This window comes from Mycobacteroides abscessus ATCC 19977 (assembly GCF_000069185.1).
In the GTDB taxonomy this organism is placed as follows: domain Bacteria; phylum Actinomycetota; class Actinomycetes; order Mycobacteriales; family Mycobacteriaceae; genus Mycobacterium; species Mycobacterium abscessus.
Genome location: NC_010397.1, coordinates 1,396,308 through 1,410,183 on the forward strand (window position 1 = coordinate 1,396,308; position 13,876 = coordinate 1,410,183).

The following is a 13,876-nucleotide window of genomic DNA, read 5'->3' on the forward strand; positions in this document are numbered from 1 at the left end:
CGTGCGACCTGAATATCCGCGACCGTGGATCACCTTGTGGGTGGTGCTGTTCGGGTTGTTCATGATCTTGCTCGACTCGACGATTGTGTCGGTCGCCAATCCGGCCATCAAGGCAGGTTTCGGTGCCGATTATTCGTCGACGGTATGGGTGACCAGTGCATATCTGCTGGGCTACGCGGTGCCGCTGCTGATTACCGGGCGACTCGGAGATCAATTCGGCCCACGCTCGATGTACCTGTCCGGGCTCGCGGTCTTCACCGCAGCCTCGCTGTGGTGCGGCTTGGCGGGGTCGATCGGCTGGCTTATCGCGGCGCGCGTGGTGCAGGGGATCGGTGCGGCGATGCTCACGCCGCAGACGTTGACCGTGGTGCAGCGGGTGTTCCCGCCGGAGCGGCGTGGGACCGCGATGGGGGTGTGGGGTGCGGTAGCCGGGATCGCGACGCTGGTGGGCCCGGTGGCCGGTGGTCTGCTCGTGGACGGGTGGGGCTGGCAGTGGATCTTCTATGTCAATGTTCCGGTGGGTGTGCTGGGAATCATCCTGGGCGCCATCTATATTCCGCGAATGCCGACACATCGGCATCGGCTAGACCTGCTGGGGATGGCACTTTCGGCCGTCGGCATGTTTGCCTTCGTTTTCGCGCTCCAAGAGGGAGAGAGCTTCCAGTGGGCTCCTGGCGTGTGGGCGATGATGGCCGCTGGCCTAGTGGTTTTGGGTGTGTTCGTGTGGTGGCAGTCGGCGAACCGGGGGGAGCCGCTGATCCCATTGCGATTGTTCGCCGACCGCAACTTTTCGCTTGCCGGCGTCGGTATCGCGTCGATGAGTTTCTGTGTGATCTCGACCGGTCTGCCCATGATGTTCTATACGCAACTGGCACTCGGCTTTTCGCCGACAAAGGCGGCGTTGACCCAGGCGCCCACGGCGATTGTGAGTGGAATTCTGGCGCCCCTAGCCGGATGGCTGGTCGACAGGGTGCGTCCATCGATACTGATCGGCGGCGGTATCGCGTTGATGATCGCCTCGACGCTGTGGTGGACGCTGTTGATGCGGCCTGAGACCCAGATGTGGCAACTCATGCTTCCGGCGGCGGGTATCGGCGCGGCCATGGCGTGCATCTGGGGTCCACTGGCCACTACCGCGACGCGAAACCTGCCGCCGTCGGTCGCGGGCGCCGGGTCTGGCGTCTACAACACACTGCGGCAGGTCGGCGGCGTGGTCGGCAGTTCGGCGATGGGTGCGTTGATGACGGCGCGATTGACGGCGACCATGCCCGCCATGCCTCCCGGTTCCGGGTCCACCCCGGAGGCAGCGCTGCCTCCGGGCTTGCGTGCGCCGTTCTCGGCCGCGATGGCACAGTCCATGCTGCTGGGTATCGCGGCGCTGGCACTTGGTCTGGTGGCCGCGCTGTTCATGCGGCCCGGAGGCTCACAGGTAGGTGCCGTGCCCCTCGACGATGTGGTCTCCGTCGAAGATTAGGACCTCATTGACGAGTCCGCCCTTGTGGTTTCGGTAGTTGAGGACGAGGGCCCGGGCGCCCACGTAGGTGCCGACCGGTTCGAAGCGCAGATCAGGGTTGCGGGTCAGGGCGTCGGCCGCCAGGACCGCCTCGATGTCGTGGGCGTTCCACGCCGCGAACCACTCCCGGCTGAATGTCTCGGGGTCGACGACGAGTGTCATGATTCCGGGCCGAACAGCACCGCGGGGTTCAGAAACCCTGTGGGATCGAACGCGGACTTGACGGCCCGCATCGCGGCGATATCGCCGGCGGTGCGCGCCATGCCGAGGTAGTCGCGTTTGAGAGTGCCGACCCCGTGCTCGGAACTGACATTGCCGCCTAGATCCGCGATCAGCGTCATCATGGGCTGATACAACGTGGTGGAGTCGGGACAGCGCAACACATTTAAGTGTAGATTGCCCTCGCCTACGTGGCCGAACAGCACGGGCATGGCCCCGGGCACCGCGGCGGCGATCAGCTCGGAGGCACGTCGTTCGAACTCGCCGATGTGCGCCAGCGGCAGCGCCACATCGAATTTCAGCGGCGGGCCGTAGGTGCCCAGCGCCTCTGCGACGGATTCGCGTACCTGCCATAGGCGTTCACGCGAGGTGCTGTCCAGGCCGACGGCGGCGTGCTCGGCCACCCCGGCGGCCTCGAGCGCCTCGGCCAGATCGTCGGTGGGGTCGCTGTCGCGCGCGAGTTCGATGAGCAGCAGCCAGGGGTTGTCGAGGGGGCTTGGGACGCCCAGCCTGGAATCCATGAGCTCCAGCGCGGCGATGCCGTCCAGATCCCGGAAGATACGGCTGGCCTCGACAAGTCGATCCAGGCTGTCGAACCCGGTGAGGGCGGCGACGCTGTGTGTGGGCACCGGGTGTAGACGCAGCTCGAGTGCGGTGATGACACCCAGGGTGCCCTCGGCGCCGACAAACAGGCTGGTCAGATCGTAGCCTGTGTTGTCGGCACGAACATCGCTGTGGCGCTCCATGATTGAACCATCGGGCAGTGCGACTTGAATTCCGATGACTTGTTCGCGCATGTTTCCGTAGCGCACCGTACGCAAGCCCCCCGCATTGGTGGATGCCATCCCACCGAGGGTGGCGGAGTCGCGCGAACCGATGTCGACACCGAACTGCAGGTTCTCCTTGGCGGCGGCCTGTTGCAACGCGGCCAGGGTGACACCGGATCCGGCGCGGACGCGGCGTTCGACCGTGTCGATAGGGCCGATCTCGGTGAGCCGCTCGGTGGACAGCAGTACGTCATCGTGCTCGCTGACCGTGCCGGCGACCATTGAAGTACGCCCGCCCTGGGTGGTGACGGCTTGGCTGCGTTCCTTGCAGACCTTCAGGATCTCGGCGACTTCCTCGGCGGTTCCGGGCCGGATCAGGATGCTCGCAGTCCCGAGATAGCGCCCGGTGTGATCGATGGTTCGTCCCGCCAGGACATCGGCGTCCGTGCTGACGTATCTCTCGCCGACGATCTGGACCAGGGCGCGAGCGAGCGTAGACATGGACCCCAGTGTGGCATCCACATCGCGCTTCGGGGGATTCTACCGACGCCTTGAATTCATTCAAATGAATGAATTATGGTCTAGTGGTATGTCCTCTGCGAAAGGTGTTCTCATGGAATCGGTTCCGGCATTGTCATTGGCCGAGCGTGATCGCAGGTGGGGGCTGGCGCGCGAGTTGATGCGCCGGACGGGCGTGGACGCGTTGATCGTGTACGGCGACCGTGAGGCGGGCGCGCCCGCGGCATTCAACGTCGACGGCTACTTCACCAATGACCGCCTGGGGTCCATCGTGCTGTTTGTGCGGGATGAAGCACCCACCGTGTTGACGTTCGCCTCGATGATGATTGCCGATCACCTGCAGGCGCGGTACCGCGGTGACACGCAGTGGATCGAGCCTGACCAGATCTTTGTGGGCAAGACGGGATCTCATCTGGCCGCGGCCCTGAAACACCGTGGTGTCTCGTCAGGACCGGTGGGCGTACTGGGGCTGGAGCCGTACCCGCCGTTCTATTTCGACGGGGCAATCCCATTCCGGACCTTGCACGCGGTGACCGAAGAGCTGCCCGATATCAGCCTCGTCCCCGTCTATCGCCAGTTCTTCGAGCTGGCCTCGGTGCGCAGCGAGGAGGAACTCCGCTTGGTCCGTCACGCCGCGGGTATCGGCGAGCGGATGTGTGACGCGATGAGGGCTGAAGCCCGGCCGGGCGCGACCGAGGCCGACCTGGTCGCCGCCGCGGTGTCGACATGTCTGCGCGATGGCGGGTACACCGCGGAGGTGCTGATCGGCTCCGGCCCGGAACACATCGGGTGGGGACCGGCGGCCTGGAACTACCGTGCCCAGCCGCCTCGGGTACTAGCGGAGGGTGATGTTGTTCTTGCCGAGGTGTTTTCGCTGTTCGGACTGTTTGAGACCCAGCATCAACCGATGATCGCCATCGGAGAGCCACACCCCGAGTTCCTCCGCGCTGCCGCGGTGGCCCGGGCGAGCTATGAGGCGGGTGTCGGCGCCCTGCGCGCGGGCAATACCTTTGGCGATGTGGTGGACGCGATGGAGGCGCCGCTGCTGGAGGCGCAGGGGTGGCACGTACACCCGCTGATTCACAGCATCAATCCATACGGACCCATCGGTTTCGGCACGGCTCCGGGAATCGAAGTGTTCGCGGATGCGGCGGGTTACGGTGATTGCGGCCGGCCGCCGACCGTGGGGCGGGAGGTTGAACTGAAGGAATCAATGTCATTCGCATTCGAGCCCAACTGTGGATTTGGGAGGCGTCTGGCCAATCTCGGAGGAACCGTGTTGGTGGGTACCGACCGAGGGCTGGAATTGAACGGTAATTCGACCAGGTTGATGTGGGCCGATGGCGTCGGCTGAAGCCACCCGGGCGCGTCTCGTCACTGCGGGGCTCGCTCTATTCGCCGAGCATGGACTCGAGGGTGTCCGTACCCGCGCCCTGGCACAGGCGGCAGGGGTGAATCAATCCGCGATCCCGTACCACTTCGGTGGCAAGGAAGGTGTTTATGCCGCGGTGATCGACCATCTCGTGTCTGAGCTCAGTGAGGCGGCGGGTCCGCCGGGCGACATGCTTCTCGCCGAGCTCATGGAGCGGTTTACCCGGGCGATCCTGCACGGCGCGCAGGCCAGGGACCGGATTCTGCTCATCGCGCGCGAACAGCTCAATCCGACAACGCATTACGACCGCTTGTTCGCCGGGTTCGTCGAGCCCACGCATCGGGAAATCTGTGTGCTGGTGGCCCGGGCCACCGGGGCATCGGCCGACGACCACCTCACGATCATCAAGGCGCACGCGGTGATCGGCCAGGCTCTGGGATTCGCGGTGGCCCAGACGACCTACTTGCGCCGGGTGCGGCGTACGCGCCTGTCGGCGGAGGATATCGATCTCATCGCGGGGGTGGTGGGCGAGATGAGCCGAAAGGCCCTGCGGTAGCGGCTTGTTACGAGAAGGTCTTATCGGGGCTCAGTGCCAGGAATGCCCCAAGCTCTACCAGCCCGTCGGGTGTCGTGGGCAGATACTCGGTCAGTGCCGGAGAACGCACGATCACCGCTTGGAACTTGGCTCTGCTGATCGCGACGTTCAAGCGGTTCCGATTCAGCAGGAACGACATTCCACGCGGTACATCATCGACGGCCGAGGCCGTCATCGAGACAAAGACCACAGGCGCCTGACGGCCCTGGAACTTGTCGACGGTTCCCACCAGTACCTCGCCTAATCCGGCGGCGGCGAGTGTGGCGCGTAGCGTCAAGACCTGAGCGTTGTATGGCGCCACCACCAATACGTCGGATTGCTCCAGCGGGCGCGTGCCGGATTCGTCGGTCCAGTCGGAGCCGATCAGCCTGGCGATCTCGGTGGCGATGGCCTCGGCTTCCTGTGGACTGCTGGTGGCATTTCCCTCGTGGTCAACCAGTAATGTCCGCACGCCGGGAGGCTGCCCCGCCAAGCTGCGCTCTGGCGCCGCGGACTCAAGTTCGCCGTCGTATGAGAGCCGTGAAACATATTGGCACAGGGCAGGATGCATCCGGTACGAGCGTTCCAGGAAGTAGCCGCGGCTGGCCGGCAGTGCCCCGTGCCCCTCGACGAGCCAGCCCAGTGCCGAGGTGTCCACCGGCTCGGGATGCACACCCTGCGACACCTGCGGCAGCTGCTGCGGATCACCAAGCAGCAGCAGGTTGCGTGCTCCGCGCGCTACCGCCAGTGTGTTGGCCAAACTGAACTGGCCGGCCTCATCGATCACCAATAGCTCTAACGCGTCATCTGCCACCCTTGTGGCGTTCGCGAAATCCCATGCGGTGCCGCCGATCACGGCCCCTTGGCCGGTATGATCCGCGATGAATCTGGCATAGTCGCTGTCGCGAATCTGAGTCCAGGCGGCATCGCCACTGTATGGCGATGCCTTCTTGGCCACGCGGTCCGCCGGCACGCCCGCCGCCACCACCTGATCGAGCAGGTGTTCCACGACCGCGTGGGACTGCGCCACCACGCCGACAAGCCAGCGGTCCTGCGTCACCAGATCAGCGATGACCCGTGCCGCGGTGAAGGTCTTGCCCGTGCCAGGCGGTCCATGCACTGCCAGGTAGGACGAATCCAGGGCCCGCAGCGCAGAGGTGATCGCCCCAGCGTATCCGCCAGCGTCGACAGGCGGCAATGGCCCGCCACGGGGGTTGCGGCGCAACAGAATATCCAGGGATGCGGTTCGGGGCATCTCGGGCAACCTATGGGCGACGCCCATCGCTACTTCCTCGATGGCAGCTTCCAGTGCCTTGGTCATTACCGGCGGCCCGGGTGTCAGCGCCATTGGCATCGCCGAGAACACCTCGCCGTTCTTGGGCGTGAGCTCGCGGATCGTTACCTCCACCGGGACACCGCCGGACTCGGTGATCTCCACAACAGTGGCCGAACCGGATGCCCGACGGTCGGGGTCGCCATCGCCGAGCCCCGGCGGCGCCGGAGGTTCGTAGAGTGCATAGACGCTGTCCTCCAGGACACCGCCGGCGAGATCGCCGGTCACCTGCACGTGACGTCGGAGCTTGCGCTGACTACCCGACTTGTGCCAGTCCTCGACCAGCCTCGCGCTCTCCACGATGAAGACTCCGGCGGTATCGGCCCACTCGTCGACAGGATTGTTGAGGCGATCGAAGTGGCTCCACCAGAAGGGCTTTCGCTCCCGGTTGTGATATCCGCGGGCAGCCGCGATCATGGCGGCCGCCGTCTGGTCCGGAGCCCGATCGGCCGGGGCGCCGTCTCCGGCGAAATCTGCCAGCGCGCGCCCAACCTCATCGGATTCCTGCTCCGGTTGTTCGCCTGCGGCCGAAGAAGATGACGACAGATGGGTGATGCCGTGCTCGAAGGCCCGTACCAGTAGCCAATCCCGGAGTTTGCGCGTGGAGGCGCAGTCATACCGGTTGTATTCGGCAATGGAGTCAAGCACTTCTTGGGCCCCGGGGTCGCCGTTGTCCCGGAGAGCGCAATAGCGTGCGTACTCGTTGATCGAGTCGACAGCGGTGGTGACTTCACCGGAACGCTTTCCGGATTCGATGAACAGCGGCTCCAGTGCCTTGAGCCCGTATCCGTTGGAGCCGCAACGAATGCTCTTGCGTACCACGGGATAGAGATCGACCAGAATATTGTCGCGCAACAGGTCGTCGATCTGCTGCTCTCCGATGCCGTATCGACCGGCGAGACGCAGTAGCGCGCTCTTCTCGTAGGCCGCGTAGTGGTAGACATGCATTCCCGGATAGCGGCGACGGCGCTTGGCCACCAGCTCCAGAAATGCGAGTAGGGCCTTGCGTTCGGTGCGGCGATCGTGGGCCCAAATGGGCCGGAATTTCTCATTTCCGGATCTGTCGTATTCGAGCACGCCGAACAGGTACTCCAGCCCCCAATGCACGCCGTCCTCGGTCCACAGCGGGTCGCCCTCGAAGTCGAAGAAGACGTCACCAGGATTGGGGGCCGGCAGCGTGCCCAGCGGGATCGGATCGGCCACCTCGAACTGTGGTGTGCCACTGTCGCGTTGGCGAATCTGTAGTTCAGCTTGCGCCATCAGCTGCCGCAGGCTGCGGGCCGAGAGATCCGCGACGGGTTCGGTGCGGGTGGCCAGCTGTGCGACGGTTCCGACACCTGCCTGCAGCAGCGCCGCACGTTGGCTGACCCGCATGCCCGCGACCAGCAGGAGATCATCCGTGCGCTCCACCTCGGGTTCGCATACCGGACACCGAAAACAGGCGCGCACATGGTGATCGGACCACCGCACCGGTACGCCGCCCGAGAGGTGGTGATCCAACAGGTCTTGCAATTGCTTTCGCCGTTGGCGGTAGACGCCCACCAGGTCTGCCGCGGGATAGTCGACGGCCGAACGGTCGCCCAAGATCAGTCGCACCGACGGCGCGACGGGGACGCCTGTCGCCGCCAGGCTGTCGGCGTAGGCCGCCAGCTGTAGCAAAGCCGTCACTTTGGCGCTGCGGGCCAACTTCGTGTCGCAGACCAGGTAGTGCTCGCCCTCTCGGACCACGAAGTCGGCGAAACCGAGGAATCTGCCGTCGAACATCGCGGCCTGGTAGACGGCGGGATACCCCTGCTCGAAGGCCCGTCGTGTGGCGGCCGCGGCAGCCTGCAAGCCCTCGAGGGTGAAGGCGGGCGGAAAAGGGATGCCGGCCACTCCGGCGCCGAACCGCGCCTGGAGAGCGGAAAGGTGGTGGGCTTCGTGCGCGTCACCCAGGATCGCGGTGCGCGCCAGCAGTTCATCATCGCGCGGGGGTGCCGGAGCCCAACCGAGCTTGGCATCGAACACCCGCAGCAGGGCGTATTCACAGCGCGCGGCAGAGGCTAGATCCGAAGCGCTGTAGACCACCCGGTCGTCGAGGACGAACACCCGATCACTGTAGGTGCTGACTCCGACGTGGCCGCCTTACTGCCCGGCTTGTTGCACCTTTTCCACGCCAGTTCCGTTCCAGCGGAACGACACCACGCTCTCCAGACCCGGGATGCCGTTGGAGAAGTTGAGCACCACGGTGTCCAACGTGCTCGCGGACAGATCGATCGCGTTGTAGCCATAGGTGTCGGGAACACCATGAGAGATCACACCGCCCAGGTGGAAGAACACTGCCCGTGTGGGCGGCTGCGGTTCATGCGTATCGGCCGCGACGATGATCGCCGACAGCGGTGCGCATTTGTTGTAGTTGCCCGCCACGGGCACTGGATTCCAGGTGGCCTCGTTGTTCGGCGCCGGGGGGAGTAGAGCGATGGCCGAGGCAACGGCGGGATCTTTCAGGTTCACCGCGCAGTCGTCCTTGGTCGACGGCAGCTTGGGCTTAACCGGTGCGCTCGGCTGTCCCGGAGACGGCGGCGTCGACGACGGCGAGGCAATGGTGTTTGTCGGGGTTTTCGACACGGTGCTGTCGCCGCCGGTGCATGCGCAGGCGAGTGCCGACAGTACGACGAGCAGAGTCGTCAGCACCGGCGGGGTCGTCCCCAGAACCATCCTTCGCACGGCCCCGGACACTACCGACATTTACCGAAGATGCCGCGGAGGCGGGAGTTGAGCGCGGTTACGCCTAGACTCTTTAACGCCATGACCTCTACAGATATCCCCACGCCCGACACCGGCGATTCGAGTGCACCCCCCGCGGATGACACCGTCACCTTCGCGGACCTGCACATTGCCCCCGAGGTGCTGCGTGCGGTGTCCGACGTGGGGTACGAGACTCCCTCGGCCATCCAGGCCGCCACCATTCCGCCGCTGTTGGCGGGCTCCGATGTGGTGGGCCTGGCACAGACCGGAACGGGAAAGACCGCGGCGTTCGCGATCCCGATCCTGTCGAAAATCGATCTGACCTCCAAGGACACCCAGGCCTTGGTGCTGGCGCCCACCCGTGAGCTGGCCTTACAGGTCGCCGAGGCTTTCGGCCGGTACGGCGCTCACATGCCCAAGCTCAATGTGCTGCCCATCTACGGCGGGCAGTCGTATGTGGTGCAGCTGGCCGGACTCAAGCGGGGCGCTCAGGTGGTGGTCGGTACGCCCGGACGTGTTATCGACCACTTGGAGCGCGGCACCCTCGATCTGTCACACCTGGACTACCTGGTGCTCGATGAGGCCGACGAGATGCTCACCATGGGGTTCGCCGAGGATGTCGAGCGCATCTTGGCCGATACCCCCGAGTACAAGCAGGTGGCTCTGTTCTCGGCGACGATGCCCACCACGATCCGACGGCTCACCAAGAAGTATCTGCACGATCCCGTCGAGATCAAGATCGACGCGAAGACGTCGACCGCTGAGAACATCACGCAGCGCTTCATCCAGGTGGCCGGCCCACGCAAGATGGACGCACTCACCAGAATCCTCGAGGTCGAGACCTTCGAGGCGATGATCGTTTTCGTCAGGACCAAGCAGGCCACCGAGGAAGTGGCAGACAAGCTCAAGGCGCGGGGCTTCGCGGCGGCGGCCATCAATGGCGACATCAACCAGTCCCAGCGCGAGCGCACCATCAACGCGCTCAAGGCGGGAACCATCGACATCCTGGTGGCCACAGACGTGGCGGCGCGCGGTCTGGATGTTGAGCGCATCTCCCATGTGCTCAACTACGACATTCCGCATGACACCGAGTCGTATGTGCACCGCATCGGCCGCACCGGCCGTGCGGGCCGCTCGGGCACCGCGGTGTTGTTCGTGTCGCCGCGTGAGCGGCACCTACTCAAGGCGATCGAAAAGACCACGGGTGCCAAGCTCGCCGAGGAGCCGCTGCCCTCGGTCGAGGATGTCAACGCCCAGCGAGTCACCAAGTTCCGCGATGCCATCACTGCGGCGCTCGCGGCGCCGGAGGTCGAACTCTTCCGCCGCCTGGTCGAGGACTACGAGCGCGACAACAACGTCCCGGTGGCCGATATCGCGGCGGCGCTAGCGGTGCTGTCGCGCGACGGCGAACAGTTCCTGTTGCAACCCGATCCGCCGCGTGAGCCCCGTCATGAGCGCGGGGAGCGTCCCGACCGTGGACCTCGTGGAGAGCGTCCGCGCACCCCCGGACTGGCGACATATCGCATCGCGGTGGGGAAGCGGCACAAGGTGATGCCGGGCGCCATCGTGGGCGCGATCGCCAACGAGGGCGGATTGCATCGCAGCGACTTCGGTCACATCACCATTCGGCCCGATCACTCACTGGTCGAGCTACCTGCCAAGCTGTCTCCCAAGACACTGAAGGCATTGGAGAACACCCGGATCTCGGGCGTGCTCATCGATCTGCGCCCTGCCGGTGGTCCGGACGGTGCGCGTCCCGACCGCAAGTACACCGAGCGCAGACGCGCGGACCACAAACATTCGGACCACAAACGTTCGGAGGCGAAGCGTCCCAAGCGGGCCCCGAAGAAACCATGACGGCAGTTTCTCCCACTGAAAGCGCACCCGTTGTCCGCGCTTCCGGTCGCGTCGCCGCGCTCACGGGCGTTCGGGCAGTGGCGGCCACCCTGGTGGTGGCCACCCATGCGGCCTACAGCACCGGAAACTATGTGGTCGATGGGGTTTCCCCGTGGAAGGCCTATCTGCATCTGCTGCAGTCGCGGCTGGAGATCGGTGTGCCGATCTTCTTCGTGCTCTCCGGGTTCCTGCTGTTCCTGCCCTGGGTGCGCGCCGCCGCCGACAACACAGCTTCTCCGTCGGTAAAACGTTATGCCTGGCACAGGTTTCGGCGGATCATGCCGGCGTACTGGATTCTGGTGGCCATCGCGTACATCTGGTACCACATTCGCGACCAGTACCCGAACCCCGGACACACCTGGCTGGGGTTGTTCCGGAACCTCACGCTGACGCAGATCTACACCTCTAATTACGGATATCGCTATATCCACCAAGGCATGACGCAGATCTGGAGTCTTGCCGTGGAGGCCGCCTTCTACGTGGCGCTGCCGTTCCTGGCCTGGCTGCTCGTCAAGAAGCTGTGCGGTGGGCAATGGCGTCCGGCGCGACTATTGGTGGGCCTGGGCGGCCTTGCGCTGGTGACGCCGCTGTGGATGTCGTTGGTATACACCATCGGTGCCTTCCCCGACGGGGCGAAGCTGTGGTTGCCGGCTTACCTGTCGTGGTTCGTGGGCGGCATGATCCTGTCGGTGCTTGCCGTCATGGGTGTGCGCTGCTATGCGCTGGTCACGGTGCCCCTGGCCGTCATCTGCTACCTCATCGTGTCCACCCGGATCGCGGGAGATCCCACCACTTCGCCCTGGGCGCTACCGCAGGCACTGACGAAATCGATCTTCTACGTGGTGATCGCAACGCTGCTGGTCGCCCCCGCCGCATTGGGCGACAACGGTTGGTATGTCAGGTTTCTATCGACACGGCCCATGGTGTGGCTGGGTGAGATCTCCTACGAGCTGTTTCTCATCCACATGATCCTGATGGAAATAGTGATGGTTGATCTGCTGCATTACCACGTTTACACCGGATCGGTGGTGATCGTGTTCTTGGTGACGATGCTGGTCAGTGTGCCCGCTTCATGGCTGATCCATCGGACCGTTGAGGTGATACTGGCCCGGAGCTCACGTCTGCGGAAATCGCTGGCGCAACGAATGCGGTGATCAGCTTCCGCTCGTCTTCCTCGCTGTCCTCGGGATGAGCGAGCAGCGAGACGATCACCCGGACATACCATTTAGCCTTGGCGTGAGTATCGCTATGGGGCGCCGCGCCATTGATGAATGAGGCCACCATGGCGTTGATGACCTCCGAATGCAAGCCGAGCGAGCCGCCGAAGTACTCGCCCGGACGGAACCAGGCGGAAAGTGTGGGGTCCGCGCGTACCAGCCGCAACGCGGTGACCATGGCTTCGGTCAGCAGTTCGGTGGGGTTGTCGATCCCCGCGACGTGCTCGGTGACCTTCCGGGTGATCACTCCGGCGGCACGATGCACATACGCGATGTGCAGAGCCTCGCGATTCTCGAAGTACCGGTAGAGGGTGGCGCGGGAACAACCGGCAGCCCGGGCGATTTCGTTCATGCCAACGGCCGCGACGCCGTCGCGCACAAATAATTCGGCAGCCGCGTCCAGAATTTTTTCCGCGGCCACCGACGTTCGGGTGTCGCCCAGCCAGCTCATCTGAGCTGGTGTTCGTCGCGCAATTGCCTCATCAATCCATCATCGCACGCGGATGGGTACTGTCAGGGGCCTTCGCACGTACGAGCCGTCCGCCCAGGTGACTCCGTCGAGATCGACCTCGAAATCTGGTATGCGGGTGAGTAGTTCCTCAAGAGCAATCCGCGATTGCATGCGTGCGGCGGCAGCTCCGAGGCAGTGGTGGTTCCCATGGCTGAAGGTGAGAATGTTGCGCGGCTTCCGTAAGACATCCAATTCGGCTGCGTCATTGCCGTATTCACGTTCATCGCGGTTGGCACTGCCGTAGAGCAGCAGTGCGCGACGCCCGGCCGGAATGGTGGTGTCGCCGATGATGACGTCGCGGGTCGCGGTACGTGCCAGGCCCTGCACCGGAGACGTCAGCCGCAGGAATTCTTCCACCGCCCCAGGAATGAGCGAAGGATCATCGATCAATTTCTGGCGCTGGGCGGGGTTCTGATGTAGCAGTTGTATTGCGCCGCCCAGCATTCCGGTGGTCGTATCGTTGCCGCCCGTCACCATGGTGAACGCGAAGCCGAGGATCTGGAGCGTCCCGCTGATGTCTCCGTCCGCTCCGACACCCGCGGCGACCAGGTGCGACACGGTGTCGTCTTCGGGCTCTGCGCGCCGTCGTTCGATGAGACCGGTGAAGTACATCATCAGTTCACCGATGGTCTGGGCGACCTCGCCCTGCATGGCTTCGATGTCGATGGCGCCACCGGAGGCTGCTGCGACGATGCCGTCGGTCCAGGCGTCAAACTGGGTGCGGTCTTCCTCGGGTACTCCCAGATAGTGCGCCACGACCATCGAGGGCAGGGGCTTGAAGAGTTCGACGACGATATCGCCCTCGCCGCGTTCTTTCAGTCGCTCGAGGCGCTGCACCACAAACTCGCGGACCTTCGGTTCTACGGCGGTAACTTGGCGCGGGGTGAAACCGCGTGAGACCAGCTTGCGGAACTCGGTGTGCGTGGGTGGGTCCTGCATGACCATGGGCGGGTTGTCGCCCATGCCGGTTTTCTCCAGGTCGCCGTATGTGACGGTGAGCCCCCGGGCAGACGAGAACGTTTCCCAGTCGCGCGCTGCTTCGTAGACGTCGGCATGCCTGGTGAGCACGTAGTAGTCCTGGTCGGGCGTGTACTCGGGCACCACGTGATGCACCGGGTCGTGGTCGCGCAGCGCCGCGTACATCGGCCATGGGTTGGTCCAATTGTCGGCCGTTCCGGGAACGTAGCGCGGCGCAACGGTATGAGACACATCGACTGACATGTCTTAT

The 13,876-nt window shown here is 64.5% G+C and carries 11 protein-coding genes; 5 read left to right on the plus strand and 6 right to left on the minus strand.

From position 1 onward, the window contains the following. Window position 1 precedes the first annotated feature (1 nt). Entirely contained in the window at window positions 2-1,474 is a 1,473-nt protein-coding gene (locus MAB_RS07195; RefSeq protein ID WP_005096459.1) for a DHA2 family efflux MFS transporter permease subunit, read from the plus strand. Here the strand turns inward: MAB_RS07195 and MAB_RS07200 are convergent. Next, on the minus strand, window positions 1,424-1,675 hold the full coding sequence (locus MAB_RS07200; protein WP_005084535.1) for a hypothetical protein: 252 nt from the start codon (window positions 1,673-1,675) through the stop codon (window positions 1,424-1,426). The two genes, MAB_RS07195 and MAB_RS07200, sit on opposite strands and share 51 nt — an antisense overlap. Next, window positions 1,672-3,000, minus strand: coding sequence for an FAD-binding oxidoreductase (locus MAB_RS07205; protein WP_005093017.1), 1,329 nt, complete (start codon window positions 2,998-3,000; stop codon window positions 1,672-1,674). The genes MAB_RS07200 and MAB_RS07205 overlap by 4 nt, the downstream gene beginning before the upstream one ends. A gap of 112 nt (window positions 3,001-3,112) precedes the next feature. Between MAB_RS07205 and MAB_RS07210 the strand changes: the two genes are divergently transcribed. Together MAB_RS07210 and MAB_RS07215 are read left to right on the plus strand one after the other, a co-directional pair. After that, the gene (locus MAB_RS07210; protein WP_005110107.1) at window positions 3,113-4,372 is read left to right on the plus strand and encodes a M24 family metallopeptidase; all 1,260 of its coding nucleotides are present in this window, start codon (window positions 3,113-3,115) and stop codon (window positions 4,370-4,372) included. Further along, window positions 4,359-4,946 carry a CerR family C-terminal domain-containing protein gene (locus MAB_RS07215; RefSeq protein WP_005084541.1) on the plus strand — a complete coding sequence of 196 codons (588 nt, stop codon included), beginning with the start codon at window positions 4,359-4,361 and terminating at the stop codon, window positions 4,944-4,946. Before MAB_RS07210 ends, MAB_RS07215 begins: the two co-directional genes overlap by 14 nt. Before the next feature lie 7 nt (window positions 4,947-4,953). Here the strand turns inward: MAB_RS07215 and MAB_RS07220 are convergent, their stop codons facing one another. Then, window positions 4,954-8,385, minus strand: a complete 3,432-nt coding sequence (locus MAB_RS07220; protein WP_005093019.1) for a TM0106 family RecB-like putative nuclease — start codon at window positions 8,383-8,385, stop codon at window positions 4,954-4,956. Window positions 8,386-8,421: 36 nt separating this feature from the next. After that, on the minus strand, window positions 8,422-8,994 hold the full coding sequence (locus tag MAB_RS07225; protein ID WP_005059723.1) for an LppP/LprE family lipoprotein: 573 nt from the start codon (window positions 8,992-8,994) through the stop codon (window positions 8,422-8,424). A 90-nt stretch (window positions 8,995-9,084) separates the two neighbouring features. Here MAB_RS07225 and MAB_RS07230 point away from each other — a divergent pair, with 90 nt between their 5' ends. Together MAB_RS07230 and MAB_RS07235 are read left to right on the plus strand one after the other, a co-directional pair. After that, window positions 9,085-10,881, plus strand: a complete 1,797-nt coding sequence (locus tag MAB_RS07230) for a DEAD/DEAH box helicase (protein WP_005090032.1) — start codon at window positions 9,085-9,087, stop codon at window positions 10,879-10,881. Further along, a complete protein-coding gene (locus MAB_RS07235; RefSeq protein ID WP_005093020.1) occupies window positions 10,878-12,074 on the plus strand; it encodes an acyltransferase family protein in 1,197 nt (398 codons plus the stop codon). The genes MAB_RS07230 and MAB_RS07235 overlap by 4 nt, the downstream gene beginning before the upstream one ends. On the opposite strand, the gene MAB_RS07240 is transcribed toward MAB_RS07235, so the two are convergent. Both MAB_RS07240 and MAB_RS07245 read right to left on the minus strand, forming a co-directional pair. Beyond that, window positions 11,977-12,588 (minus strand): TetR/AcrR family transcriptional regulator, encoded by a 612-nt coding sequence (locus MAB_RS07240; protein ID WP_021268912.1) that lies wholly within the window; start codon window positions 12,586-12,588, stop codon window positions 11,977-11,979. The genes MAB_RS07235 and MAB_RS07240 overlap by 98 nt on opposite strands. 39 nt (window positions 12,589-12,627) lie before the next feature. Next, entirely contained in the window at window positions 12,628-13,869 is a 1,242-nt protein-coding gene (locus MAB_RS07245; protein ID WP_005125735.1) for a cytochrome P450, read from the minus strand. Between the last annotated feature and the right edge of the window lie 7 nt (window positions 13,870-13,876).

What these genes read in the sequence shown, in the direction of transcription:
- MAB_RS07200 (WP_005084535.1), bottom strand. Translation starts at nt 1,675, where the DNA reads ATGACACTCGTCGTCGACCCCGAGACATTCAGCCGGGAGTGGTTCGCG.
- MAB_RS07205 (WP_005093017.1), bottom strand. Translation starts at nt 3,000, where the DNA reads ATGTCTACGCTCGCTCGCGCCCTGGTCCAGATCGTCGGCGAGAGATAC.
- MAB_RS07210 (WP_005110107.1), top strand. Translation starts at nt 3,113, where the DNA reads ATGGAATCGGTTCCGGCATTGTCATTGGCCGAGCGTGATCGCAGGTGG.
- MAB_RS07215 (WP_005084541.1), top strand. Translation starts at nt 4,359, where the DNA reads ATGGCGTCGGCTGAAGCCACCCGGGCGCGTCTCGTCACTGCGGGGCTC.
- MAB_RS07225 (WP_005059723.1), bottom strand. Translation starts at nt 8,994, where the DNA reads ATGGTTCTGGGGACGACCCCGCCGGTGCTGACGACTCTGCTCGTCGTA.
- MAB_RS07230 (WP_005090032.1), top strand. Translation starts at nt 9,085, where the DNA reads ATGACCTCTACAGATATCCCCACGCCCGACACCGGCGATTCGAGTGCA.
- MAB_RS07235 (WP_005093020.1), top strand. Translation starts at nt 10,878, where the DNA reads ATGACGGCAGTTTCTCCCACTGAAAGCGCACCCGTTGTCCGCGCTTCC.
- MAB_RS07240 (WP_021268912.1), bottom strand. Translation starts at nt 12,588, where the DNA reads ATGAGCTGGCTGGGCGACACCCGAACGTCGGTGGCCGCGGAAAAAATT.
- MAB_RS07245 (WP_005125735.1), bottom strand. Translation starts at nt 13,869, where the DNA reads ATGTCAGTCGATGTGTCTCATACCGTTGCGCCGCGCTACGTTCCCGGA.